30 protein-coding genes are annotated in these 26,126 nt (G+C 50.3%); 24 read left to right on the top strand and 6 right to left on the bottom strand.

Annotation, left to right across the window (positions count from 1 at the left end; all coding sequences use genetic code 11):
- Positions 1–77 precede the first annotated feature (77 nt).
- From LRP50_RS05240 to LRP50_RS05225, 4 genes are read right to left on the bottom strand one after another with little or no spacing between them, the layout of a single operon-like run.
- A complete protein-coding gene (locus LRP50_RS05240) occupies positions 78–1,463 on the bottom strand; it encodes a hypothetical protein (protein WP_274163432.1) in 1,386 nt (461 codons plus the stop codon).
- A gap of 1 nt (position 1,464) precedes the next feature.
- Complete coding sequence (locus LRP50_RS05235; protein WP_274163431.1) at positions 1,465–1,836, bottom strand: hypothetical protein; 372 nt, start codon at positions 1,834–1,836, stop codon at positions 1,465–1,467.
- Between the two features lie 28 nt (positions 1,837–1,864).
- The gene (locus tag LRP50_RS05230) at positions 1,865–2,908 is read right to left on the bottom strand and encodes a phage portal protein (protein ID WP_274163430.1); all 1,044 of its coding nucleotides are present in this window, start codon (positions 2,906–2,908) and stop codon (positions 1,865–1,867) included.
- A gap of 3 nt (positions 2,909–2,911) precedes the next feature.
- Complete coding sequence (locus LRP50_RS05225) at positions 2,912–4,708, bottom strand: terminase large subunit domain-containing protein (protein WP_274163429.1); 1,797 nt, start codon at positions 4,706–4,708, stop codon at positions 2,912–2,914.
- Positions 4,709–4,886: 178 nt separating this feature from the next.
- Between LRP50_RS05225 and LRP50_RS05220 the strand changes: the two genes are divergently transcribed.
- From LRP50_RS05220 to LRP50_RS05110, 23 genes are all read left to right on the top strand, one after another.
- A complete protein-coding gene (locus LRP50_RS05220; RefSeq protein ID WP_274163428.1) occupies positions 4,887–5,780 on the top strand; it encodes a GPO family capsid scaffolding protein in 894 nt (297 codons plus the stop codon).
- Entirely contained in the window at positions 5,781–6,791 is a 1,011-nt protein-coding gene (locus LRP50_RS05215; protein ID WP_274163427.1) for a phage major capsid protein, P2 family, read from the top strand.
- Positions 6,792–6,800: 9 nt separating this feature from the next.
- Positions 6,801–7,523, top strand: a complete 723-nt coding sequence (gpM, locus tag LRP50_RS05210; protein ID WP_274163426.1) for a phage terminase small subunit — start codon at positions 6,801–6,803, stop codon at positions 7,521–7,523.
- A 108-nt stretch (positions 7,524–7,631) separates the two neighbouring features.
- A complete protein-coding gene (locus LRP50_RS05205; RefSeq protein WP_274163425.1) occupies positions 7,632–8,051 on the top strand; it encodes a head completion/stabilization protein in 420 nt (139 codons plus the stop codon).
- Complete coding sequence (locus tag LRP50_RS05200; RefSeq protein WP_274163424.1) at positions 8,051–8,533, top strand: phage tail protein; 483 nt, start codon at positions 8,051–8,053, stop codon at positions 8,531–8,533. The genes LRP50_RS05205 and LRP50_RS05200 overlap by 1 nt, the downstream gene beginning before the upstream one ends.
- Positions 8,511–9,179 (top strand): hypothetical protein, encoded by a 669-nt coding sequence (locus LRP50_RS05195; protein ID WP_274163423.1) that lies wholly within the window; start codon positions 8,511–8,513, stop codon positions 9,177–9,179. Before LRP50_RS05200 ends, LRP50_RS05195 begins: the two co-directional genes overlap by 23 nt.
- Before the next feature lie 21 nt (positions 9,180–9,200).
- Positions 9,201–10,331, top strand: a complete 1,131-nt coding sequence (locus LRP50_RS05190) for a DUF2586 domain-containing protein (protein WP_274163422.1) — start codon at positions 9,201–9,203, stop codon at positions 10,329–10,331.
- A gap of 2 nt (positions 10,332–10,333) precedes the next feature.
- A complete protein-coding gene (locus LRP50_RS05185) occupies positions 10,334–10,789 on the top strand; it encodes a phage protein (protein WP_274163421.1) in 456 nt (151 codons plus the stop codon).
- A 6-nt stretch (positions 10,790–10,795) separates the two neighbouring features.
- Positions 10,796–11,023 carry a TraR/DksA C4-type zinc finger protein gene (locus tag LRP50_RS05180; RefSeq protein WP_274163420.1) on the top strand — a complete coding sequence of 76 codons (228 nt, stop codon included), beginning with the start codon at positions 10,796–10,798 and terminating at the stop codon, positions 11,021–11,023.
- The gene (locus LRP50_RS05175) at positions 11,020–11,442 is read left to right on the top strand and encodes a DUF5675 family protein (RefSeq protein ID WP_274163419.1); all 423 of its coding nucleotides are present in this window, start codon (positions 11,020–11,022) and stop codon (positions 11,440–11,442) included. The genes LRP50_RS05180 and LRP50_RS05175 overlap by 4 nt, the downstream gene beginning before the upstream one ends.
- A gap of 4 nt (positions 11,443–11,446) precedes the next feature.
- The gene (locus LRP50_RS05170) at positions 11,447–11,971 is read left to right on the top strand and encodes a hypothetical protein (RefSeq protein WP_274163418.1); all 525 of its coding nucleotides are present in this window, start codon (positions 11,447–11,449) and stop codon (positions 11,969–11,971) included.
- Positions 11,972–12,235 carry a hypothetical protein gene (locus tag LRP50_RS05165; protein WP_274163417.1) on the top strand — a complete coding sequence of 88 codons (264 nt, stop codon included), beginning with the start codon at positions 11,972–11,974 and terminating at the stop codon, positions 12,233–12,235.
- Entirely contained in the window at positions 12,232–12,501 is a 270-nt protein-coding gene (locus LRP50_RS05160; RefSeq protein WP_274163416.1) for a putative phage tail assembly chaperone, read from the top strand. Before LRP50_RS05165 ends, LRP50_RS05160 begins: the two co-directional genes overlap by 4 nt.
- Before the next feature lie 41 nt (positions 12,502–12,542).
- Positions 12,543–12,686, top strand: a complete 144-nt coding sequence (locus tag LRP50_RS05155) for a DUF6890 family protein (protein WP_420791194.1) — start codon at positions 12,543–12,545, stop codon at positions 12,684–12,686.
- 6 nt (positions 12,687–12,692) lie between these two features.
- The gene (locus LRP50_RS05150; RefSeq protein ID WP_274163414.1) at positions 12,693–14,582 is read left to right on the top strand and encodes a phage tail tape measure protein; all 1,890 of its coding nucleotides are present in this window, start codon (positions 12,693–12,695) and stop codon (positions 14,580–14,582) included.
- Positions 14,579–14,914: a DUF2590 family protein gene (locus tag LRP50_RS05145; protein ID WP_274163413.1), complete on the top strand. Its 336-nt coding sequence runs from the start codon at positions 14,579–14,581 to the stop codon at positions 14,912–14,914. Before LRP50_RS05150 ends, LRP50_RS05145 begins: the two co-directional genes overlap by 4 nt.
- A complete protein-coding gene (locus LRP50_RS05140; protein ID WP_274163412.1) occupies positions 14,914–16,098 on the top strand; it encodes a baseplate J/gp47 family protein in 1,185 nt (394 codons plus the stop codon). The genes LRP50_RS05145 and LRP50_RS05140 overlap by 1 nt, the downstream gene beginning before the upstream one ends.
- Before the next feature lie 3 nt (positions 16,099–16,101).
- On the top strand, positions 16,102–16,713 hold the full coding sequence (locus tag LRP50_RS05135) for a hemolysin (RefSeq protein WP_274163411.1): 612 nt from the start codon (positions 16,102–16,104) through the stop codon (positions 16,711–16,713).
- Between the two features lie 2 nt (positions 16,714–16,715).
- On the top strand, positions 16,716–19,235 hold the full coding sequence (locus LRP50_RS05130; RefSeq protein WP_274163410.1) for a phage tail-collar fiber domain-containing protein: 2,520 nt from the start codon (positions 16,716–16,718) through the stop codon (positions 19,233–19,235).
- A 5-nt stretch (positions 19,236–19,240) separates the two neighbouring features.
- Positions 19,241–19,780 carry a baseplate complex protein gene (locus LRP50_RS05125; RefSeq protein ID WP_274163409.1) on the top strand — a complete coding sequence of 180 codons (540 nt, stop codon included), beginning with the start codon at positions 19,241–19,243 and terminating at the stop codon, positions 19,778–19,780.
- On the top strand, positions 19,777–20,454 hold the full coding sequence (locus tag LRP50_RS05120) for a hypothetical protein (protein ID WP_274163408.1): 678 nt from the start codon (positions 19,777–19,779) through the stop codon (positions 20,452–20,454). Before LRP50_RS05125 ends, LRP50_RS05120 begins: the two co-directional genes overlap by 4 nt.
- Positions 20,445–21,140, top strand: a complete 696-nt coding sequence (locus tag LRP50_RS05115) for a hypothetical protein (RefSeq protein WP_274163407.1) — start codon at positions 20,445–20,447, stop codon at positions 21,138–21,140. The genes LRP50_RS05120 and LRP50_RS05115 overlap by 10 nt, the downstream gene beginning before the upstream one ends.
- Positions 21,140–21,337, top strand: a complete 198-nt coding sequence (locus LRP50_RS05110) for a hypothetical protein (RefSeq protein WP_274163406.1) — start codon at positions 21,140–21,142, stop codon at positions 21,335–21,337. The genes LRP50_RS05115 and LRP50_RS05110 overlap by 1 nt, the downstream gene beginning before the upstream one ends.
- 880 nt (positions 21,338–22,217) lie before the next feature.
- Here the strand turns inward: LRP50_RS05110 and cysZ are convergent.
- Positions 22,218–22,979: a sulfate transporter CysZ gene (gene cysZ, locus LRP50_RS05105; RefSeq protein WP_274163405.1), complete on the bottom strand. Its 762-nt coding sequence runs from the start codon at positions 22,977–22,979 to the stop codon at positions 22,218–22,220.
- 267 nt (positions 22,980–23,246) lie between these two features.
- Here cysZ and zipA point away from each other — a divergent pair, with 267 nt between their 5' ends.
- Complete coding sequence (zipA, locus tag LRP50_RS05100; RefSeq protein WP_274163404.1) at positions 23,247–24,254, top strand: cell division protein ZipA; 1,008 nt, start codon at positions 23,247–23,249, stop codon at positions 24,252–24,254.
- A 75-nt stretch (positions 24,255–24,329) separates the two neighbouring features.
- Here the strand turns inward: zipA and LRP50_RS05095 are convergent, their stop codons facing one another.
- Positions 24,330–25,898: a lytic polysaccharide monooxygenase gene (locus LRP50_RS05095; RefSeq protein WP_274163403.1), complete on the bottom strand. Its 1,569-nt coding sequence runs from the start codon at positions 25,896–25,898 to the stop codon at positions 24,330–24,332.
- Between the last annotated feature and the right edge of the window lie 228 nt (positions 25,899–26,126).

The raw sequence follows: 26,126 nt of genomic DNA, 5'->3' as shown, positions 1-26,126 counted from the left end.
TTGACCGACCGAACGATAATAAGTTAACTGCTGGTTGTTTGTACAGTGTTATGCGGTGGGGGTTTGGATGCCGCCCGCTATTTGATGGTGTCTATCTGAACACCGCCAAGATATGCATATGATGCACCATCATTTGGTTCAATAACGGCTACCACCGTTTCCAAGCTTCCAGCATTGAAGTCTACATCAGCGAAAAAGCTGACATCATCACTCGTGAGTGGGGCAACGTTCTCATAAGTGGCAACCTTGAAGCCTTCAGAGTCAGTCAGAGTTACTTTTGCAGATCTGCTTGCATCTGGTGTTGCACCAATGGAGTGAAGTCCAGTAAAACGAATAACCCCGCTTTTTCCTTTCAGTCCGTGGAAAGTTAGCTTTATAAGCTCGGCACCCAGTGAGTTACAAAGGATGTTGCGCTCAATCACTCCTTCATTCCAAGGAAGCGAGTTTGAATTTAGATTATTTCTACCATACCCCGCACCAGGTATTTCAATGTCAACACTGGAAACTGGGGTGTTTGGAGATTTCAAAGAAAAAAGACTGATACCCGTATATGTGTTGCGCCCGACAATTTCTTGCGTGACAGCATGCGCTTGGAAAGGTGGCCTGCCCATCAAGGAGTTTCCAGCGCCAACATTGAGAATAATGCGATCAGAAAAGCCATCTGGAAGCGGGGAGCTGGTTATTGCGCCGATGCTACCTAATTTTTCAATCATGTAGATGCGCATAGCGTGGCTCGAAGGCCCCGCTGGGTAGCCATTGACTGGATCTGCTGGGTATGTCACATCCCCCATGTGGACATTGTCTACACTCAGCATTTCAGGATTGTTTTTTACCATCTGATAATAATCAAAGACTGGTCTTCCTCTGGTCTTATCGAAAAACTCGGGCGTGAGCTCCTCACAGAGAGGGATAACCACTCCATCGTTCCAGCTTCCACTTCCAATTGCATCAGGGTCTGGGCTGGTAAGAACCTGCCCCTTGTAATCACGAAGTGTTAGCGACGAAAGCGCTACATCACCATGCTGCTTGAGCGCTGAGATTAACTCTCTATATCTCGACTCAGTTACTGATTTGTGTTGATCTGACATATCATCCCAAGACAAAACCACACCATCAGGATCGTCAGCCGTGCCGCTGGCCGATAGAAAAGTTGAGCAATCATTGCCACCTGCGTGAACGATAAAAAGCGTCCTTCCCGATGCAAGCGATGTAAATGAGTTTACATTATCAATCATAAATTGCAGGGTAGTGCCCGGCACTGAGGAAGAGGTAAAGTTAGCCCCTCTGAATGGTGTGTCAAATTGGAAGGTCTGAGAGAAAACGCCAGCAGTTATGCTAGCGCCTACGCCAACAATGGTGTCGTATTGCTTCTTTAAATTGGCAATCGTTTGATCGCCACATGGAAAGGGCAAACACCCTGAAAGCCGCGCACGCGGTTCATTTAAAGGGAATGGCAAAGGCATATCACCACCTCTCAACAATCACGCGCAGTTCATCAAACCCCGCAAGCGGTGCGCCTGTTGGGTCACTTTCTATCAGGCCAACAAAGTAGCTGATGCTGCCCCAGCGTGGGCGCTCGTAGCCGTCAGCGCTGCCAATTTTTGACACATCAACCACGCCATGCGGAATGGAATCTTCCATGCCGCGCAATTGCGCCGAGAAAGCAACCAGCCCGGTGGCGTTGGGTGCGGGTTCGCCGTTTAGCATGGGCAACAAGTGAATGCGCCCATTGTTGCCGTGGTTGCAGTTAATCCACTGTTTTTCAGCTTTCAGTGCTGCCAGTGGAATGTCTTTTTCTACAGAACGAACGCCAGTTCGAATGCCATGTTCCTTCACAGTATTTTTCCTTTTGTGGTGTGGTGGTTTAGGTGGAGCTTGGGATTTCTAAATCAAACGCGACGTGCAACGCTTTTCGCGGTGCGATCTCAGGGTCGCGGTTAATCGCGTCCATCATGATGCGGCACACGGGAATCACTTCATCACGCGCATATTCACGGCCGACTTTTTCAGGGTCGCCAAAGCCTTGCGCATTGGTGGGTACAATGCCGCCTTTGCCCGTGGGGAATCGGTGGCTCACTAGAATGTCTTGCGCGGTGATATTTTTGATGCGCTCGAATTCATCTTTCGTGGCAATGTCGCCAACGGGGATGAGTTGAATCCCTTTTTCGTCGCCGTTCGGAATGTTGATAAACATGCTGCGGAAATTACCCACGCCTTTTGAACTGGCGATTTTCTCTTTCAGCATCTTTTCATCGTCATCACTGAGTTTTGGGTCAGTCGAATAGAAGATGAAGCCCATGTGTGCGCCGTTCTTGTAGTAACGACGGCGAAACAAGGTGGCGTCTTTGTTCAGCAATGAGCTTTGCAACCCGCCGATGTAATCAGGAATGCCATAAACCTGTTGTTCTGGGTCGTACTGCGGCAACCAAATCACATCTTTGGCGTTATAGCCGCGCTGTTTGTCGTCGCGTTCCAGTAAACAGAAATTCCCGTTTCGACGTTTGCGCATGTACATGGCGGGTAATGGCGCAAGGCCAATCACACGTCCAAGGCGATCGCGAACTTTCAGCAAGGCACCATGCCCAAATTGGAAGTAATCACGCGAGAAGCGTTGGCACTCTGAAAAACTCAGGTTGCCGCCACCGTTAAAACGCCCCGCCACGTAATTGGAGCGGGCGATCAACAAGCTGCCGTGGTACGCGTTCGCGTGTGCCAACTTCGCCAGCCCTTTGGGGGTGATCGGCGGTTCCCAAAAATCACCGTCATCGTTGTAATACAAATCGTTGTAGTCGGTCATCCAACTGTTGGAATCCACGGTTTCGAACCCTGATTCAATGTGATAACAGCTTGATGGTTCCTGCGGTGATTCAGCGTCGTTGGCGGCCTGTTTGATCAGTTGTTCTGTCATGAATTAGTGTCCAAATGCGTAGGTGGATTTACGGTTGGTTTCGGCAGTGTTCAGCGGTTCGTTTATCAGCGCGTGCGCGATGGCCCAGAACGCGTCGGCATGGCCTGTGGTTTCGCTGCGCTCGGCTTTGAACGTCATCATGTTGCCGCTGTTGCTGGAAACGCGTTTGATTGCCATAAACGCCATGGCAATGTCTTTGTGTTCTGCGTCAAATGCCAAGCGGCCTGCGTCTATCACATCAATCATTTTTAGCACCAGGCGATTCTTGTTTTCATTGCTGTAGTGAATGGCAACCGCTTCACGTGGGTGGTTCGCGCTCACTAAATCCCACACACCCGCGCCAATGCCTGTGGTATCAATGCCGATGTAGGTCACGTTGTAACGCTTGAACGCTTCATCAATCTGGTTTGATTGGTATTGAAAGTTCAGCCCTTTCCAATAGTGCTTTTCGAGTACGCGGAATAATTCGGCGTTGGTGATCGGCGGGGCAATCACCACCAAACAGGCGTTATCACGTGATCGGCTTGGGTCATAACCCATCCACACTTCTTGGTTGCCATAAGGCCGCCCCGTGCCGGGTTTGAAATCTTTCCAATTGGCGGCGTCCACCATGCATTTTTCCAGCTTGCTGAACGCAAACACGCTGGCGTTACCATCAACAAACACGCACATGAACAGGTTGGCAAAATCGCTTTTGCTGTATTCCTCGCGCAGTTCATCAATATCAAACAGATCACAACCGCCTGCCGCTGCATCTTCAATGGTGACAACATAACGCCACTGTTTATCTGGGCAGAGTGCGCCGCCTTCGCGGTATTCGGCAAAGGTAGGAAAGGCAATGTTTTTGCGGGTTTGAGATTCGCCGCGCCATTTGTCGCCCGTCCAGAATGTATAGGCTTGGTGGGTTTTGGTTGATGGCGTCGAAAAGTAGGTTTTGCGCCACTTCTTGTGCGTCGCCATGGCGGATGCCAGTTTGTTGAGCACATCAAACTTGGGTATCCAAAAATATTCATCAACATACACATGGCCGTGAAAGCCCTGTGCCGTGTTGCTGTTGGTTGAACAAAACCGCAGTTCTGCGCCATTGCTCAAAATAGGGTTTTTGCCTGTGAGTTCTAAGCCCAAAAATTCGCGGGCAATGTTCACAATGTAGGTGCGGAAAATCTCAGCCTGTGCGCGGGAGGCTGAAAGAAATACTTGGTTATCGCCCGTGAGTATCGCGTCTTCTAATGCTTCACACGCAAAATAGAAGGTGGCACCAATCTGGCGTGATTTAAGAATGTTACGCGTGCGCTGATGCAGGTTGTCGCGCATCGTAAGCTGGTATTTAAAGAAGCTGGCGTGAAGGTCTGCAAAATCTTCTTCTGTTATGTCACTAACATCATTTTTCTGTTTCTTTCCTTTCTTGGGCTTGTCGTCGCCGCTGCGCGATTCTGAGCGATTGCTACGGCTTTGCTGTCGCGTTGGCTTGCCGTTGTCGCTGTCGTCTGGCTGTGGCTGTTTGGCGGCTTGCTGGCGTTGCTTTTTCAGCTTCACATGCTTTTCAATCAGCATGTCGAGTTCTTTTAGCTGTGCCGGTGATTTCTCGGCCTGATTCGTGAGCACCACAACACGGCGGGCGATCGCCTCGTCCACTTCTTCTTCGCGCAACAAATCACGCCAATCGTATTTTTCCGCCCAGTGATAAATGATGCGGTTATTCGGTAGCGCCCCGTTCAGTTCTTCGCGTATTTCGTCCGGTGTATACCGTCGCAAGTACAGCCGTTTGGCCGCTTCCCGCAGTTCAATTGGATATGCCATGAACGGCAGTTTACGCAGTTCAAGTCGTTAAAAATTCAACAGAAATTCGGATAAATTCGGATATCGCCAATATCCGAATTTTCAGGAATGGAAGCAGATGAAACCGCGCCTTTTTCGCCATAACCTTGCCGTACTTTCGATATTCCAAACGCATTAACGGACAGGGACATGTAAACGAATGAGCAAGCAAAGTGGCTGGGTAATCGTAGCAACTGAAGGCGCAACCGTAGACGGTCGCACCATTACTGCGTCATGGATTAAAGACATGGCAGAGCAGTATTCACTTGAAGAATACACCGCCCTGATTTGGCCTGAACATTACCGTTCTCAGTGGACAACCTTTGAAGGCAAGAACTGGGGAACCGTTGATGAAGTGAAGGCCGAAAAGAAAGGCGGCAAACTTCGCCTTTTCGCCAAGATTACCGCAAACCAATTCCTACTCGATGCCAACAAAGACGGCCAAAAGCTGTTTACCTCCATTGAGCCAAACATTGATTACCGTGGCACTGGCCGTTGTTACCTGATGGGCCTAGCCGTGACGGATTCCCCAGCGAGTTCAGGCACATCACGCCTCAAGTTTTCCATGGGCGGCAAAGACTGTGATCGCGAATACAGCGAGTTGGAGCCGCTTCTTTTCCTAAAGGCCGACACCGAACAGGAAGAAAACCAAGCCATCAGCTTTTTTAAGTTGGCAAAAGCCTTCTTCTCAGGAAGCAGCGAGCAACCGACCGACCCAAAACCCCAACCCGAGGACACTGAAGTGACCAAAGAAGAAATGGCCGCAATGTTTGCAGAAGGTCTGCAACCGTTCACGGCGCGTTTGGATGCCATTGAACAAAAGTTCACGGCTGCCCCAGCGCCAGCAACACCAGAAGGCGGCGACGAAACACCGCCAGCCGATAAAAGCGAAACGTTCAATGCCGAACAATTCAGCGCATCACTGACTGAAGCATTGAGCCCATTGGTTGAAAAGCTGAACGGCTTAGAAACCCAATTCAATTCACTGTTGCAAGAAGCGCCAAATCAACGCCCAGCGGGTGAAGGTGCAGACACCCACATGGAGGTTATCTAAATGCTGGTAACGAACAATCCTGAAGCAGAGAAGTCAATCGAAAATTACTTCTCGCAACTGAAAAAAAGCGGTATTGGCCGTGATAAGTATTCGCAAGTCACTGCGCCACAAGAAACCGCATTGCGCCGAGCCATGCAAGCGTCTGACGCTTTCTTGAAACTGATCTCTTTCACATCGAAACAACAGGTTTCAGGGCAAACCGTTTATGTCGGTGGTGGTGATTTACTGACAGGCCGAACGGCAACGGGGCGTTTCCGTCGCAAGATGGGTGTGCATGGCACCAAGTATGAAATGGCAAAACAAGATTCAAACGCGTTTGTTGACTACGAAATGCTCACTGACTGGGCAAATGCTGGCGGCGATAAAGAGTTCATCAAACTGATGAATGAGTCGATCTCAAAGCAGTTTGCACTCGATGTGCTGCGCATTGGTTTTCACGGAACCAGTGTTGCTGCGAACACTGACCCAGAAGCAAATCCGAACGGCGAAGACATCAACAAAGGTTGGCTGAAGGTAATGAAAGAGCAGTACCCAGATCAAGTGCTGCCGTCAATCGTGCTTGACCCTACGGGCGTGGCCGAGGGTTCATACAAAAACTTGGATGCCATCGTGAAATCCATGCTTCACGACATCATCGAAGAACCGCACAACGAAGACGCTGATCTGGTAGTTCTAGTGGCGCGTGATCTGGTGTCAACAGAGCAAGCGCGATTGGCTGGTGAAGCAGACAAACCATCTGAGCAGATTGCAGCGCAATTGCTGTCCAAGTCTATCGGCGGTCTGCCTGCCTACATTCCGCCTTACTTCAAGAGCGGTCAAATCTGGGTGACATCGCTCAAGAACCTACATGCCATGTCGCAATCAGGCACCCAGAAGCGCAAAACAGCGCAATGGGAAGATGACGAAGCAGGCATTGAAACCTCATGGCTTCGCATGGCGGCTTATGGTGTGGACAACCACAAGAAGTTCGCAGCGATTGAAGCCGTAACTTCTCCAGCGCCAGCGCAGTAAGGGGTAAGAATGGTTAGCCCAATCCGCGCAATGCGCGAAAAGATGAAGGCCAACCGCAACAGCGCAGGGGAAACCCTGCCTGTTATCGCGGCAAGCCCTGACACCCTCGAACTGCGTTTAATCGAGCTGGAAGCCGATCGCCAAACGCTTAAATCCTTCAACGCGATTGCAGACAAAATCGAGCACAAACGCACGGTTTTAATGCCCAAGTACCGACCATTGGCAGAAGCCTATTTGGCAGGTAGCACCACGTATGAAAACCCGATTTTCTCTGAAGTTGTTCTGTGGTTGTTCGACATTGGCGAGTTAGACACTTTCATTGAATGGTGTTTGAAGGCCATCGAACTCAACGTGCCAACCCCTGAGCGCATCAAGCGTGATTGGCAAACCTTCTGTGCTGACAGTATTCACCAGTGGGCAACCGAACAGGTGAAGAACGAACAGAGCGTTGAACCCTATTTCAGCCAAGTGTTTGAGCGCATTCAGTCTGATGAATGGCGATTGCATGAAAAAGTCAGCGCCAAGTTTTACAAGCTGGCAGGGCAAAACCTGTTGCGCGGTGAAGACGGCACAGTGAAAGCCACCCACGTGGGCAATGTGGAAACCTTGCAAGCCGCACTGGAACTGCTGAAAAAAGCCGACAACCTCGACAGCAAAGCGCAGGTTTCAGACCTGATTAAAAACCGCATTCCGGCACGCATTAAGGCGTTGACCGACGGCACGAATTTATAACCGACTCCTGACCCCCACGCGCTTCGGCTTGCGAGACGGGATAACTGCAAGGTTAAACCCAATGTCTACGACCAAGTGGTAGAAGCGCCCTATTTGAGAGAGTGAAGCATGAGCTTTGGCGGATATGTAGAAGAAACCGAAAGCACCGAGATTGAAAGCGGTGGCTGGCCTGTGTTGAGCACGGGTGAGTTTCGCACTATGCGCCGCATCCCTTCGATGTTTGAAGAAAGCTCGGTGGTAGTGGCACTGCAAGCGGCAAGCCTTGGCGTGCAAAGCCAATTGGGTGATCTGCTGGTTGATGGTGTGCCACCTGCGCTGGATGACCTGAAAACCGCTGTTTACGAACGTGCGGTGTATGGCATGGCCCACGCTGACTTGCTGCCAGAGTTCGCGACGCAAGACCGCAAAGAAGCGGGTGAAAACACGGCGGAGGATTCTTTTGAACAAGTTGATGCATTCCGCACCCTAGCAAAACGCGACATTAGCCTCTTGCTGGGCAAAAGCGTGAACAAGGTGGAGCTGATCTGATGCAAAGCAAATTGGCTGGCCTTCATAAGTATTTAATCGACAGCCTGAAACCGTTTGTGCACAAGAAAAAGATTTTCGCTTCACAAGCGGGCGGCGAGTTGATCGGCAACGGTGAACAGCGCGGTAACGGCGGCGTCATCATCGCCAATTGGCGCTATGACGCGGCGATTCTGGTTGAAGATTTCCCGCTTAAAAAATGCAGTTCAATGACCTTGCTTGCGCTTGTTTCTTGTTGGCTGTCTGAGTTCGACGCTGACCGCACCGAAAACGAAGACCTAAACGACCCAGACATTGAAGTGGACGTGACCAGCGAAGAAAGCGCGGATGTGTTTATCAAACTCGCGTTTGAAGAACCGCTGGAAATTGTCCCCGACCCGAAAGGCCCGATCGTGTTTGAGGGCGAACGCTACCGCGTAGACGTGACTGAGGTATGGGTGGCGAACGACAGCGAAATCAGCAATGCAACCGACGATAACGCTTAACGCGAAAGACGCCATCAACGCCCGCGAAGCGTTGGCCGCAATGATGCTGACACCGCGCCAGCGCTTTTGGTTACTGAAAGATTTAGGACGCTGGGAAATTCGCAACACCCGCAGCCGTTTGAAGCGCCAGAAAGACACACGAAACACGGCCTTTGAAAAGAGCAAAAGCGGCAAAGACGATGTGCTGACCAGCTTCGGCACGGGCATGGAGCCTTATGTTACCAACGGGGCAAAAGACCTGAACGTGACATGGAAAAGCAAGGTGAAAGCCCAGAAAGCGGCAGTACACCAACAAGGCATGACGGAAACCGTTAACGCGAAGCAGCACATTAAGCGCCAGAACAAGAAGTTTGGCGAACCGGATTACAAGGCAGGTGCGACAGACGCGCAAGCCGAAGCACTGCGAAAGCTGGGCTACAAAATCAAACAGAAAGGCTACGGCTTCAACCGTTTGAGCAAGAAGAACATTAAGAAGCGCCTCACCGTTGGGCAAGCGGGTTTGATTATCCGAATGATGCGAACGGGAAGCCGCAAAGGCAAGCAGAGTTGGACGGTGGAAACGCCACGACGTGAGTTGCTAGGAACCCGCCCCGAGCTGGTTAGAAAGCGACTGTTACGAAACATTGAAAAAGCCCGGCAGCGCTAGGCGATAACAGAGGAATAACTGATGTCTACCGGAAAGGTTGAAATCAATAACTTGAACTTAGGGCAAGGCGGCATTCCTGAAATTGAACGCCACTTGTTGTTCGTCGGAACGACCGCCAAGCCTGAACTGATCGGCAAACTCATCAATGTGTCTGCTATGTCTGATCTCGATGATGTGGTGGCAGATGACGCACTCGGCAAAGCCGTGATTGCTGCCCAGCTAAATGGTAAGCAGAACTGGACAGCGGCCATTTACGGTTTGGCGGCTGGCGAAGGCGCGGAAACGTGGGCGGATGCCGTAGACGTGGCGAACAAAACCCAATCATTCGAAGGCATTGTGATCGTGGATGAAACCACCGACAAAGCCGCCTTTGATGACATGCAAGCCAAAGCCACGGAGCTTGTTAGCAAGCTGGGCCGCTGGGTGTTTTTCCTTGCTGCAACGCCGGGCATCGATGCTGAAAAACAAACGTGGGCAGACTACACCGCCGCCATGCTGACATTGGTGAAAGACGTGGCCGCAAACATGGTTGTGCCGGTTCCTCAGTTGAATGGCAATAACGTGGGTGTGCTGGCTGGCCGTTTGTGTGACCGCAGCGTAACGGTAGCCGATACGCCAATGCGCGTGGCAACGGGCAACGTGTTGGGCTTGGGCGATATGCCAGTAGACAGCGCCGACAAGCCGCTTGAAATGTCCACAATCACCACATTGGCGGATGCGCGTTTATCCCTGCCGCAATGGTATGCCGATTACGAAGGCATTTACTGGACAAACGCCATGACGCTGGAAGCCAAAGGCGGCGATTACCAGTTCATTGAATACGTTCGCCCAGTGCACAAGCTAAACCGCCGCGTGCGCATCAAAGCGATTCGCCGCATTGGTGACAAGATTCTGAACTCCACGCCAGAGTCCATGGCGTTCAATAAAAGCTATTTCATGTCTGATATGCGCGTGATGAGTAAAACCACCGCGATTGGTGATCTCATCTTCCCTGGTGAAATCATGCCGCCACGTGATGAAGACGTGAACATTCAATGGATGACCAAAGAGAAGGTGAACATCGGCTTAATGGTTCGCCCGCACAACTGCCCAAAACACATCGTTGTGAATGTGGCGCTTGATCTCAATAACCTAGCTGATACAGGGGCATAACCATGAGCCAACGTATTTCCGGTAAAAACCTTAAATTCCTGCTTGGTGGCCTGAAAATCAACGCGCAGAAATGGACGCTTTCCATCACAGATGGCGATGCGGTGACGTACACCAATGGCATTCCAGATGGTTACGTGGACGGCGAAGTGTCAGCGGCGGGTGATCTTGAAGTGAACACCGCAAACTTCAACCTGATTTTAGCCGCCGCAAAAGTCAAAGGTTCGTTTCGTGGGCTGGGCACGTTCGACGCCAAAGGCTTTGGCGCAGTCGGTCGCGATGTGCTGAACATCGACATGTTCGGCGTGAAGCTGAAAATTTCAGACCTGATTGACGCAGACAGCGCAGGCGGCAGCGCACTGATTCACAAAATCACGTTCGATATTACTAGCCCTGATTTCATCAATATTAACGGTGTGCCATACCTGCGCCCTGATGAAGCCGTGGATATTTTAGGGTAATCGCGGATGCCGGACTTTATTGACAGTGCATCGGATAACGAAGCCAAACAGACCGAAGTGGCATTGGCTAACCAGTTGGCAGCCTCGGCCTTACAAAAAAGCCAGCACCCACACGGCGAAACGCATTGCGTTGAATGCGGCGAGGAAATCCCCGCCGCCCGTCGAAAGCATTTACCCCACTGCTGCACCTGCGTTGCATGTCAGCAATTGATCGAGTTGAAGGTGAAACGTTGAAACATTTCGTTATGAAACGCCGCTACTTCAAAGAGGGCACATTCAGCACTTTGCACCGTGAAGACGGTTCACAAGTGTGTGTGGTTGCGGAACGCGCCGACCTGAACAACGCACCGTCGCGTTCGTGTATTCCCGAAGGCCGCTACAGCCTGTTGCCGCATAACTCGCCAAAGTTTGGCAAATGCTACGCACTGGAAGCACCAGAACTGGGCGTGACCCGTTACGGTCCAAGCCTGCGCACACACATTCTGATACACAAAGCCAACACGCCAAGCCAACTGCAAGGCTGTTTGGCACCGGGTGTGAACTTCGGTGAATTGCACGGCGAATGGGCTGTGCTGAATTCAACCGCCGCGTTTGACTCACTCATGGCAGAGCTAAACGGCGAACCCGCCATGCTCACCATCAAAAAGGACTAAGCCCATGTGGGAAACAGTGAAAGGACTCATTGGCAGCGCCGCGCCATTAATCGGCACGGTAATTGGTGGCCCTGCTGGCGGTGCCGTTGGTGGTTTGGTTGCGAATGCCTTGGGTGTGGACAACACGCCCACGGCCATTGAAGCCGAACTGCGCACCAATCCAGAAGCATTGCTGAAACTCAAGCAATTAGAGCTTGAACACGTGGTGGAGCTTCGCCGCTTATCACTCGAAGAAGCGGGGCTGAACGTGAAGCAGTATCAAGCCGAAATGGCCGACACGCAGAACACACGGGATAAACACAAAGACCACTGGATGCCATCGGCACTGGCTGGCCTGCTGTGCGCCATGGTGATCAGTATGTTTGCTTGCTTGATGTTTGTTGATGGCATTCCCGAACGCTTCGACCAAGTGATCATGATTATCGTGGGTTCGGTGCTGACGGCATTCTCAACGGCGATTGCTTACTGGCTGGGTTCTAGCAAGGGCAGCGCGGATAAAACCAAACAGATGAAATCTGTAGGGGGCTAAATGGATGATTTGCGCGTGGTTGTTGCGGTTGCTGGTTTCTTGTTGACGTTGATCGGTTACGTGTACGCACGCGCAGAGAAATCCAATAAGACGCTGAGTGATGTTGTTCAACGCACCCACAACAACGAAATTGCACTCGAAAGAATGCGTGCCGAAGTGGCGGAGAAATACGCCACCAAAGCCGAACTGAAAGAACTGAAAGAATTTATCACGGGGCGATTTGACCGCCTCGAAACCAAGTTAGACAGAGAGAGAACATCATGAGTAAGAAACTAATCGTTGTACCAATGGCAGGAACTGAGCTGAATTTCGAACCCCAGCGCGAACACTACGGTGAATACATCGGCGCTATGGCGCGTGGTGATGTGGTCGATTCTGCATACAACTTCATCATGCAGTCTGCTGCCGATGATGAAACCAAAACGGTAATTCGTGAATTGGATGACGAGAACCCCGGTGCAGCAATGCAGATTGCAGCCAAGGTGATTGAAAAATATGCGCCGAAGGTAACGCGCTCTGTAAAAAAATAGATGATCTGGTGAAGTCGCTAGAAAGTAGCGACTTACTCCAGATGTACGCGTGGCGGCGCAAGTGGTTGCCACACGAACCGGACACAGAGCAAACCCTAGCGCAAGCAGTATGGCTGGAAAAGAACCACAACGAAGCACTAAGCGTTGCCATGACAAACGGTGTCGCAAAAGCCTTTGGAGCATGATGAAAAATGGCACTACCTGAAGCACTCCGTTTCACCGTTGGGCTGATTGATCAAATCAGTGGCCCACTTGGCAACATTCAGCGCCAATTCGGTGATATGTCAAAAAGCTACCGCGACGGCACGCACACCATGGTGGCGGGTGCCGCTGGCGTGGCGGGTGCAGGTATTGCCCTTCAAAACGCCTTGATGCCAGCCATTGAAATGGATAGGCGTTTGGGTGAAGTGAAATCGCTTGGCGTTGCGGATGCGCAGTTGAAATCTTTGGCTGAAACCGCGCTGCAATTCTCGGTGGAGTATGGCAAATCAGCCACCGATTTTGTGGCCGCGTCTTACGACATTCAATCAGCCATTGCAGGCTTGGCAGGCAATGAGCTTTCCGAGTTTACCCGCGCCTCGGGTGTGTTGGCGGCTGCGACAAAAGCCGACACCGCCACCATTACCAGCTATGTGGGCACCATGTACGGCATTTTCCAGAACTCAGCCAATGAGATGGGCAAAGCCGATTGGGTGAACCAGTTGGGTGGGCAAACCGCCCAAGCCGTGAAGATGTTCAAAACAACGGGTGCAGAAATGAGCTCGGCGTTTACGTCTGTGGGTGCGTCGGCAACATCCGTTGGCGTGGGCATGACGGAACAAATGGCGATCCTCGGTACGCTTCAAGCCACCATGAGCGGCAGCGAAGCGGGTACGAAGTACAAGGCATTCTTGGCAGGTGCGGCGAAAGCGCAAGACTCGCTGAACATGTCGTTTGCGGATTCGCAAGGTCAGTTGCTCCCAATCGTGGATATTCTCGACCAACTGCAAGGCCGCTTTGGCGACACCATTTCAGTGGCAGAATCTGCGGAACTTTCCAAGGCGTTTGGCTCACAAGAAGCCGTGGCGATGATTCAACTACTCATGCAAAACACTGACGGCCTAGCAGGTTCAATCAACCAGCTTGGCAAGGTGAAAGGCTTGGAAGTGGCGGAACAAATGGCGGGCGACATGACCGACCAATGGGAACGCATGGAACAGGGTTTATTTGCCATTCGTGCTGCCATCGGCACTGCGTTGTTGCCGTCGCTTCTGCCACTGGTTGGCACCTTGTCTGATGGTGCCATGCAGTTAGTGGAATGGACGAAGATATTCCCGAACATCACCAAATACATTGGTTTTGCGGCGGTCGGCTTCTTTAGCCTCGCAGCCGCAGGCGGTGTGCTTACTGTTCTAACGGGTGCTTGCAAAATGCTGTGGGCAACACTGACGCTTGGCGGCGGATTGGTCAAAGGCTTGTCTTTTGCTTGGGGCTTGCTCACAAAAACGCTGGTTCTTGTTAAGGCGGCATTTGTCGCACTTAACTTTGTGATTGCCGCGAACCCAATCATTCTAATCGTCGGCGCGTGTGTGGCCGCAGGTGCGGCAGTGATTGGCCTGATGGTGTATTGGGATGATTTGAAAGCCAGCTTTGGTGATACGTCTTGGTTCCAAGTCTTCACCCTGATGACGGCACCTATCCGCGCTTTGTTCGCCGCTATCCACGGCGGTTGGAAATGGGTAACAAGTGGGTTCACTGATATCACCGCGTTTGATGGTCTGTTCGCGGTTGTTGATGAAGTGAAAGCCGTGTTTGGCAATCTGTTTGGTTGGTTGAGCGAAGGCTTTAACACCGCAATGGAAACCGTCAAAGGCATGGTGGATTGGATACCGGGCATGGGCAGTGAAGACACCCCTGGTCAATCCATTGATGTGGTGAAACAAGCCACCCCACGTGCCCGCGTTCAGCAAGGCGGTGTGGTGCGTCAAATGGCGACCTACAACAGCGGGCGCTCAACCAGTTACGGCGGCGTGAACATTTACCCAACGTACATGAACAGCCCGCAAGACTTGGCACACGAATTGGAGATGGCCGCGCCGTGAATTACATCTATCAAGACATTCTGATCGAGAACGGCGACGTGGTGCTAGACGCAGGCCGCAATCCGGTGCTGATTCAAGACAGTGCAGTGATCGCCCAAGACATTAAGCACGCGATTATCGAAAGCGGTTTGTCCGTGGCCTTGATTGGCGAAAAAAGCCGTGATGGCCGCGCCGACCTGAAAAAACAAATCGAACTCTTGGTGGAAGAAGAAACGCGATTGGTACCGGGCACGGTCACGCTGGAAGAACCCACGCTGGGCAACATTTGGATATTCGCGAAAACCCGTGAATTTGGTGATCTGCAATTTGAAGTGAAAGAGGTGACGAACTGATGGCCGACATTCCAAAGCCTGACTATGCGCAAATCGTAAAAGATGCCGGTATTCCAAATGATGCAGAAAGCGTGCGCAAGCTGCTGAAAGCGGAGATGCAAAAAGAAGGCTGCGAGATTAATAACGACAGCCGTTTTTCCCCGTTCTGGCGTTTGATGGAAGGCGCGGTGATCACCTGCACCTTGTGGCTGATTAACACTTTGCTCGTCACCTTCATCATGCCGAACATGTTTTTGGCAACGGCCAAGGGCAAGTATTTAGATTTGTTGGCGTGGGCGTGTCGTGTTCTTCGCAAAGAAGCCAGCAAAGCCAAGGGCAAAGTTTTGTTTCAACGTGCGGCAGTGAAAGGCCCTGCGTTGATTATTCCGAAAGACACGTGGATTCAAACGGAAGCCATCAACGGCAAAATCTACCGCGTGAAGGTGTTGGCCGACACCACGATGGAAGAAAACGACACCACGGTGGCCGTGTGTGTGGAAGCGGAACACGCGGGCGCAGGTTACAACCTCGGCGGCGGTTACTTTCATGTGTTGCCCGTGGTGATTTCGGGCATTGCGGCGGCCACCAATGAAGACGATTGGCTAGTAGAAAACGGCGCAGACGAAGAAAGCGACGATGATTTGCGCCTGCGTGTGCGCAACCAGTGGTCTGCTGTTGCGAAATGGCACATTGATGCGGCTTACCGTTCGTTGCTGATGGAAAAAGCAGGCATTCAAGACGACAACATTTATTTCGAACATAACGCACCACGTGGCCCCGGCACGGCGAACGCGCTGATCTTGTTAGACACGGGCGAACCGTCGGCAGACATGATCACAATGTTGAACCAGCACATCAAAGACAACGGCCAACACGGTCACGGCGATGATTTGCTCGTGATGGCAATGCCAAGCACGCAACACGCTATCAGCGTGAAGGTATGGCCGAAAGTGGCGCTTACCCCTGACGAACGCGCAGCGCTGGCGATCAGTGTGGAGAACTTCATTCGTGCGGCGTTTCGTGAGAACAGCGATTTCCCCGCTACGCGCACCACTCCGATTGGCCGCTTTAGCTTTTCGCGCTTGGGGCAAGAACTTCACGCGCAGTTTGCAGGCATTGATTCGCTGGAATTCGAACAGTCAGACATTGAAAGCAATCTGACCATTCCGCGTTTGTCTTCACTCACCGTCGCAATGCAGGGCTAACACATGAAGATGCCTGACATTAAGTTCAAGTATTGGATGGGACGCGGCGAGCTGGCGACGTTCGCCCGCGCAATACGCAACTTCTGGGCCCACATCGAAGCGGCATTAAGGCTGCCACTTGAAAAACATGATCCGCTAACTGCGCCCATCGGCATTGTGAATTTAATGGCGTGGGAGCGAGACGTGAAACGCTTAGGCCAAGAGCCAGAGGCGCTTTTTAGAATCCGCGTAGCCCACGCGTATGGCTTCGCCCGCGATGGCGGCAGCGTGGCAGGCTGGGAAGAAATGTTTGCAACGCTGGGTTATCCGCACATCACGCAAGACGAGCGCTTAACGGGCGTCGATTGGGACGTGATCAGCTTGCAGATTCGCGACGGCGATTTGTCCGAAGTGCCCGACCTGCTCGACACGGTGATCAGGCAATACGGGCGCACATGTAGGCGCTATCAGTACACCAGTTATTTGGAACTGCCAGTGGCAGCAAGAACACAGACTTTTGACAGTGAGCAAACCGTTTCACGCGTCACCACCCGTTTAAACGTGGGAGCGATACCGCGCCCGCTCAATCTTGAATGTGATTACTACCAAGCGAACGTTTTTGGCTTGAGGAATTAAGAATGACTAACATGACCGACTCAAAGATTTTAACCGCTGCGGGTAAAGGCCTGCTGGCAACCTTGAACGCCAATGAGCAACCGTTGGTGATCGACAAACTGATTTTCGCCAACGTGCCAAATCGCCCCGATTTGCCACAACCAAGTGACGGCGTTCCCGTCGAATTTATCGTGCATGAAAGCGCGATTGATACCCGTGGCCGTTTGTCGGAAGACTCGGTGATTTATACCAGCACCTTGGCAAGTCATGTTGGCCCATTCCAATTTAACTGGACGGGCGCATATTGCTCTGAGTTCGATGTGTTGGTAACGATTGACCACCACGCACTCACACCAAAAACCGCAGACCAACCGGGCGTTGCAGGCAACACCATGGTGCGAAACCTTGTGCTTGAGTACAAGGACATTGCCGAAATCACCAACATCACGGTGAACGCGGAATCATGGCAGTACAACGCCGAACCGCGCATGGTGAAGATGGACGACGACAGCGCGAAGATGAACCGCGATCTGAATGGCAAAGATTGGTTTGTTGAAGACGGTTTTCTGGTAACGAAAGGCGCAACCGCAAACAGCTACAAAGTGGCTGCTGGCAGTGGCTACATTTCAGGCCGCCCCGTTGAAATGGAATTCGAGCGTTCGCTAAACATCACCGCCAAACCAACGTTCGTTTACCTCGACGGCTGGCGCGAAGGCACCCCAAGCGGCGCACAATACACCGAGTTTCAATTAGTCGTTTCCCCCGACGAACTGGACGACTACACCCAAACCCAAGGCAACCGCGACGTGCCGCACTTTGTTTGTAAGATTGCGGAGGTGTTGGCCGATGGGGCGGTGGTTGATTTGAGGCCGGAGGGGGAGATGTCGTTACTCCCCCGCACCATGTCAAACGCAGTTGCAGAACAAATTGCTGAATCGGCGATTTATCCTAATGAGCCGGATTCATATTTGGAACTCGGGAAAATGCGTGATTTCGTTGAGTGCGGTGTTAACGTTCTGAGAATTAAAAACGGTTCAGTAAAGCTTTATAAAGGTTTTCACAATGATTTTTCTAAATCCAGAAGAACCATAACTGACGTGTCGAATTCCGATTTTGATAGCATTGTCGTAACTACAACAGACGGAAGTTTTGAGTTTGTAACTGAAGCGACATTAGTATTGCGAAAAGCAGGGAACCCATCGGGCTGGGGTGCATCTATTGTTAAATTGAATAATGCGCCTGCTATCAATGCGGCGCTTGACTGGTGCGGTAGCAATTCAGTTCAATTTGTATTTGATAAGCTTTATCCGACAACAGGAAAAGTGACTTTTAATTATAACGGCGCGGTGGTTAAAGGTAGTGGCCGCGGTCAGTGGAATGGAAATTCAGATAAGTTTATTGGCGTTGGTATTCAATACAACGGTAAAGAAGACGCAGCAGAGTTGGCAGCAAATCGTGTATCGTTGAGCGATTTTCGCATTAATGGAAATTACAACCCTGACGACATCAACGATTCGTCTAAAAATTTGTTGGTGATGGGGGACGGTTCAACAATAGCCACTCTTGAGAACTTATCTCTTTTTGAAACTGGGTTAGAAGGTATAAACGTTGTTGGCGCATCTGCGGGTGAATCGGCGCTATTCCGACGAGTTGAGGTGTCTCGTTGCCGCCATGCTTTGGCGCTTCAACGTCCATACACATTAAATAATATGAAATTGGAGAAAGTTAATTTTCACCGCAACCGCCTAGATGGCTGTTATGTAAACATGAATGTGCAGAAGTTGTCGATTTCATCAAATTCAGACATCACGCTGAATGGTCGATACGGTGTCTCTTATCATGTTGCTGTTGATCCTAGTTGCGTGGTTTCTGATACATGGTTTGAAGATAATGGAGAAGCAGATGTGTTTTTGAATGTATCAGCAGGTTCACAGCTGCTTCTTGAGCGAAACCGTCACCAAGAAACAAAGAGCGGCGTAGAGGTGGTTTCTGGTGGTGTGATTGCGAGAGATGAATTCTTTGAAGTCATTAGCGAGAACGCGTTTAAGTTTCCAAAAGTAAACAACACAGACAGCCACATTGCATGTTACTTCGGTACCAATGTGGCAAATATAATGTCTGGTGACATGGGGCGCGTTTTCTTTGAGCCAAATGGCAAAGTGTCAACGCATGTATGGATTATCGAAAATCCAACTCCAAACTTGAATCTAGTTGGTTTGAAGTACCTAAACTTGGTCGATCTTGTGAGATTGCCGAAATCCAGCAAGTTTTACAAAATAACTGTCAGTCAAAGAGGCGGGGTTAGGGCGACCGAAGGGAGCGCGACATTTTCCGTCGTGAAAAATACTATTGGCAATAAGTTAAGAGGGATGGATGTGATTATCGATGCTAGCCGAGACTTGGATACGTCGATTGACTTTACCGGAACAATTAACTTTAGTGATCCAGATCATGATAATTATTTTGTTGTAGTTTCAACAACAGCGGATTGGAATGGGGCTGGAGTGTTTGTTGTAGAAGTCCAAACGCTGGATGCGGTGTAAACTAAATGCTAACCCTATCCGCCACTAGAATCCCCCTAAAGGGCTTAAAGGTCACAGCACGTCAGCAACTCGCCGGACAAGACATGTCCGGCAGTTCTGCCGCCACCGACCAAGCCGAAACGGGCGACAAAGCCAAGGTGCTTGCCATTACAGGCACCTTACCCTTTAACCAAGCGCCAGAGCTTAACCGCATCTACACCATGGCAGGCGAAAAAGAGAAAGGCGCACGAAAGGTACACATAATCATCAACCACACGGCTGACGCGCTCAAAATCAGCCAAGTGAAATTCCAAGGCAGCATCAACGCGCAAGAAGACGCCCAGTTGCGCCAATGGCTAGTCACTTTCGAATTGGTCGAACACCTGAGCGTGGCCGAGCGAGCAGAGAAGCGAGAACCCGCCAAACCTGCCGCCCAGCAAAAAGCCAGCGGCGTGGAAACACCGACCGCACCGCCAACCGCTTCTGACGACGTACCGCCAGAAACCGAAGTGGAACTGACAGGCGTAATGGCATACCTGAAACAATTGGATGACGCACTCGCATGAAGTTCAATATTCAATTCTATATCGGCAACAAACTTCAACACGTCAGCGCTCATTCGCTGACGTTTACCGAGAACGCACCGGGGCGAGCACAACTCACCATCAAAGGCGATGCCGAACCAAACCAAATGGTGGCCGTCGAATTAGGCTTTGGCGATTCATTGCGCCGCGTGTTTACGGGCTACATCGAACGCGTATCACCTGCCAACACTGGATTTGTTACCGTGTTTTGCCGTGAAACTGCAGCCGTCTTGTATCACCCAATCAGCGTAGTAATGCGCCACCCAACATTGATGCAGATACTCAGCAACATCACCCAACAAACGGGCCTGCAATTTGTCGTACCAGATAAGGCATACGCCAAAAGCGCGATCCCCTGTTTCTATTCCGTAGGCAACGGCTACCGCGTGTTAGACGAACTTGGCCCCGCGTTCGGCATCCGCGATTACATGTGGCAACAACAAGGCGACGGCAAAATATACGTGGGAAGTTGGGGCGACAGCTTCTGGGCAGGCAAACCCGTTTCCGTGCCTTCTAACATCACCAACCCGCACCAATCACAACGCACCGTTACCGTGCCATGCTCCCCGCATTTCAAGCCGGGTGTTTTAGTCAATGGCCGCAGGCTGGCAACCGTCGAACACAAAGGAACAGAGAGCGTGATCTCATGGACGTAAAAACAATCAAACGCATCGTGCTTCGCCTGTTCCCAGAACTCACAGGCGATTGGCATTTGCCACACCTCGCCAAAGTCGTCGCCCTGCCAGAACTGCCGAAAGGCGGGGAACTGAGCGAACGCTTTTACCCGCATTACGCCGCAGACATTCACTTGCTAGACGGCAACATGGTCGAAAGAAAAGACGTGCCGGTCTTTCAAGCAGTGCCACTGCCAGTACCAGGTATTGGCGAACACGCGGGAAGGCTCGAACCGCCCGCCATTGGCGCAATCGTCGAAGTGGCCTTTGTGCGCGGCCAACCAGACAAGCCATTCATTCGCACCGTGCTTGGCCTCGGCTTCAAGCTGCCCGCCATCAACGCAGGCGAAAGCCGATACCAGCACCGCGAAGGCGTTTACCAACTGGTAGACGACAAAGGGAACTTCGAGCGCAAGACAGACCAAACCGACACACTCGAATGCCTAACGCAAAAAATCAAAGTGCTAGAAAACCGAGTGGCAGAAATCACAGGCAACCACACCGAAACAGTGGGCGAGACCAAAGCAACCACCGCCAAGAAAATCACTGAAGATGCAGACATCATCATGATGAACGGCGGCACAGGCGTGATCACCAAAGAGTGCATTTGTCACTTCACCGGATTGCCACACGGCGACGGTTCATCAACAGTAACGGCGGGTAAATAATGGCACTCAGCAAAAGCAGTTTGAAAGGAAAGATAATCACCGAACTAAAAGGCCAAGGCTTCACCACAGAGGGTGAACACGCATTCGTCGCCAAGATGGCCGAAGCCATAGCAAACGCCGTGGTAGATGAAATCACATCCAACGCACAAGCCGCAGTATCAAGCGGAAGCAGCGCAGGCAACTGGCCGATCAAATAACCGCAAAGCAACCACGTAAAGCAAGCCACCTAAGCGCCCCGCCACGGGGCGCTTTCTTATATCCACGCCACGCAACCACAACAACACCAAGCGAATCACCACGCGCCAAACAGACGCCACGTAATCCACACACGTGAACGCCTACGCCACGTAAACCGCACTCCTCCTCCCCTCCCGCGGGGTTCGCGATCTCATTTTTTTTTCAGTTTTGGTTTCCGCAAAAATAAACCGCCAACCCGCGCCGCTACTGGGGCTTAGGCGCGAATCAAGAATTTCAATAAATGCGCTTTTTTTCACTGTTTTTCAGTTTTAATGATCAAGGTGGTGGTGTGTTGATTGGTGTAAGTGGTTGAAAATAAAAGAGTGTGGTTGTTTTACGTCATGTTTTTAAAAGATCTAATGATCACATGGACGATCAGCAAGGTAGGCGACGAACCCGCGCCAGCACTGGCACGAACAGCAAAAGCAGCACAAAAACAAAATTGCAAAAAAGACACAGCAAAAAGTGCGTGATAGAATCGCCCTGCAAAATCCACTTACTTATAATTTTTTAGATAACCTAAAGATTGCCGTCAGGTGGATGACAATTAAAATGACGCTGGAAAGACAGAACACCAAAGCCCGCCTATGCGGGTTTTTTTGTGCCTATCTGCCGCCACTTTGCCGCCACTATGATTTTTTGATTGATGTAAGTTACTGAATTAATTTGGTTTGATGGTTGGTGGTGAGTTATATCTTATTGTTATCGATTTGGTTTCAGATGAAGTTCTCAAAAAAGATCGAATTCATGGTCAAAATGCCTTGCTATGTTGGCGTTCATCACAATGAACGCCAACATAATGCACATTAATGGGTTTACCTTGACGTTGGTAAAGAGTGTTTAATAGCGCGCTAGCTGGTCGCGATATTTATCTACCCACATAGCGGTAGCGCCACATACTGCAGCTGGCATCACGAATAGATTTAGGATAGGTGTCATGGTGAACACCATGACTAATGCGCCAAAGCTCATTGTTGCGCCTTTTTGTTCACGCAAGGTCGCTTTCATGTTTTGAAATGACACGCGGTGATTGTCGAATGGATAGTCGCAGTATTGAATCCCCATCATCCACGCACTAAATAAGAACCACAGTACAGGCCCTAGTGTTTGACCCACAACAGGTATCCACATTAGGAGCAGCAAACCGAGAGCTTTAGGCAGGTAGTACCAAAGTTTTTGCCACTCTCGTTTAAACACACGAGGCAGATCCTTAATCACATCGGAAAGTCCGTCATCGGGAGGACGCTTTCCTGTCAGCTTGGCTTCTAAGTGCTCAGCAAGAAGCCCGTTGAAGGGGGCGGCAATCCAGTTGGCAACGGTACTAAAAAAATATGAACAGATAACAAGCGCGGCAATGGCGAGTAGCGGCCACAGTAAGTAAGAAAGCCAACTCAGCATGTCGGGTAGATAAGCGAGCCACTCGTTTATCCAGTCACTGAGTTGAGAGAGCACCACACCAATCAATGTTCCCATTAGCAGTAAGTTAACTAAGAGTGGAATAATCACAAAGCGACGAACGCCGGGTGTAAATGCCAACGAAAAACCGCGCAAAAAATAACTGGCTCCAGATGCGGGCTGTTTGGCTAATTGGGTGGGGGTCATAGTCTCTCCTCAAGGTTTCTCCCATAATGTTAACGGTTTCACAATGAGATTGGCAATTTACGATTTAGATGAATTTTTGGGTCAGAGAATTGTCAAAAGCTCGAAAGAACAGTGACTTTTTCAGTGTTCTCGCGGTATGAACGTTAACTTTTATACGCTTTTTGGTACAGTAGTCAGCAAATTGTATGTGCGACATTGCCAAAGGTTGTACCAAGGTGTTTAGATAGGTACGCCGTTCGTCGTTAATTGGATAGATGCTGAGATTAAATGATGCAGGAATTGCGCCTTGTTTTAATCATTTTGGGAGCTGTGGCTATTGCAGCATTGTTGCTTCATGGCCTGTGGACCAGTAGAAAAGAAAAGCCTGCTAAATTTGGCGAAAAGCCAATAGGCAAGTTGTCAGATACTGATAATACTGGATTTGATCAAGATGGTATTGGATCTGTCCGAGTGATTCGCTCTGGTAATGACGATAAGCCAAAATCTGATCGTAAAGAACCCGGTTTGAGCTTTGGTGATAAGTCAGAGGTCGACCCTCTGTTCGCGTCGGATTCTGGGGCTGATCTTCAGATAGAGAAAGAGCGAGACATGGAACTTCCCGCCTTTTCAGCGTCTGATGTTGAAGAGTCAACGTCGGCTGCCTCACAGACCACTGAACCATCGAAAACGTCTCCCCCCGTCGATTTTTATCAAACCCATGATGATGAGATTGATGTCGTGGTGAATGACGACGTTATCTCAAATCGTGAAGCCGTATTAGATTCTGACCTTTCAGGTGAAGACGCCGCTGTTGATACGACGATTGATCCGATAGATATCGATGATATCGCACCTGTGGAAGAAGCACCTAAAGCACCAGAGCCGCAAGTTTTGATCATCAATGTTCAAGCGGGTGCCAATAAAGAATTCAATGGTGAGGAACTGATTAATTGTCTCGAACAACACGGGATGATTTTTGGTGAGATGGAGATTTATCATCGTCACGCTGATCTTGCTGGAACAGGTCAGGTACTGTTCAGTGCCGCAAACATGTTTAACCCCGGCAGTTTCCCGTTGGCGACCATTCACCACTTCACGACACCTGGCATTACGCTGTTTATGACGTTGCCGTGTTATGGCGAGGCGGAGCAGAACTTTAAGTTGATGTTACAAACAGCTCAGCAAGTGGCTGATCAATTGGGTGGTTTAGTCACTGATGACAATCGTTCAATGATGACTCCACAGCGTTTAGACAGCTATAGAGAAAAGATTAAGCAGTTTCATTCTCACGCTTAATGAAAAAACGTTCGTAAAAAAACGCCCCTAACATTAGGGGCGTTTTGCGTTTAAGGCTTTTATTTTCAGATTATATTACTTTACTTCGCCCCATGGGCCGCCGTTGGTAGGTAGGTCGCCTTTCGTCCACCATTTCGCTTTGTAGCTCTTTCCTTTGTACTCAACGGTATCACCACCTGAGTATGCCAAGCTTTTACTCCAACCTTGATTGGCGCCACTTTCTGCGGCCCACACGGCTGATGTGCCAGGCTCTTCGCCTTTGTTCCACCATTGCGCTGTGTAGTTCGTGCCAAGGTGCAGAACCGTATCACCAGCGACATAGACTTTTGATGAATCCCAGTCACTTTGACCAATTGGGCCTGACCCTTTTACATTTACCGTAATGGTGACTTGTGAAGCCGCATTACCATCGGTGGCGCTGACAATGATTTTTTCGACTAGGTTTGATGTCGTGCTAGGGGCAATGTAAGACACTGTTGCGGTATTTCCGTTGGCGGTTAGAGTGCCAGCACTTGCCGTAAAGGTAATGGCATCATTTTCAGCATCTGTCGCGGAAATCGAAATGCTGACGCTTTGTCCGCTATCAACATTGACCGCAGAAGGTGAGCTGATCACTGGCGGGGTGTTTGAAACAAGCTTTTTCACTTCAAGTTGGAAACTGGCGTCTTTGTTTTTAACAAAGACCAAGTTGCCGTAAAGGTCGGTGTTGTCCCATGCGACAACGCCATTTTGATCGATTTTTCCAATTTTCGCAGAGCTTGACGATGCATTCACGGTGTCAGCTATTTGTTTAGCCCATACAGATTCAACATCGTTCTTTGCATCGATAGCGAGTTTTTCGAACACGGCTTCTGATCCATTACCATCAAATACGCGGAACCAAACGGTATCACCTTGTGTTGCATCAGTTGTGGATTTAACAAAGCCACCAATGCTTGACCAAGTTGGCGCGATAACATCGCCACCAAAGCTCAGGTCGCTACAGTTGTAGAAGCCTTCACCTGCTGGGTCATCTCGTTGCCATCGTGAGTACAGTACGGCGTTGCCGGTACGATCTGTCGGTAATGTGACTTGCATTTGGTAGTATTTCTTTTCATTGATGACAACCGCAGGAACATTGTCGAACTCGGCAATGAGATCCAAATCTGACCACGCCAATGCATCGGTTGCTGAGTTGTAGCCTGCATTTGATAGATAGATTTTCCACATGCTTGGGTTATGCGGTGTGGATGCACGATAGAGTAGGGTTAACTTGCCATTGGCAGCGGGATCTATAGGAGTGGTTTGCCATTCAGATGACGGAATGTCGATACCTGCTTTTTTAGGATCAGCCGCGGCACACAATGTGCCATCAGGAATAGCAGCCTCTACTGCAGCCTGGCTGTTGAAGTTTGAAACCAGCTTGGCAAATTCAGGTTTTTGAACAAACGGATACCAGCCCGATTCTTTAAATGCGGCGCGACAAGCGGCATTTGGAATGGTTGAACCACTGGTCGAGTCCCAGTAACCGCCATCGCGGTCACAGACTTCCTGACGTGCTGGTGGGTAATCCATATAACCGTGCGCGGCGGCGAATTGTGACACCATCGCGGACGATATTGCGGTGAGCACGGCGACATAGGGTAAGTGTCGAGTTCGTGACATGATATTTCCTCTAGTGTTGGTTGTTTTTAGTATTTTTTTGTTTGTGCACTAGAGGTTGTGTCATTTTTTTGGCGAGCTTCAATTTGTGTTTAGCACATATTAAGAGTGACTCGAAAAAGAAAGTGACTTGTTACAAAACGATGAAAAAATGCTGTTTAAAGAAGAAGGCAGGTCACTAAAAGAGTGTGGTTGTGGTTTTATTGAACGATGGCTTAACGTATTGAGCCA

This window comes from Enterovibrio gelatinilyticus, from assembly GCF_028683095.1.
Taxonomy (GTDB): domain Bacteria; phylum Pseudomonadota; class Gammaproteobacteria; order Enterobacterales; family Vibrionaceae; genus Enterovibrio; species Enterovibrio gelatinilyticus.
Note: the sequence above shows the minus strand (reverse complement) of the source record. Positions and strands in the feature narration are given on the sequence as shown.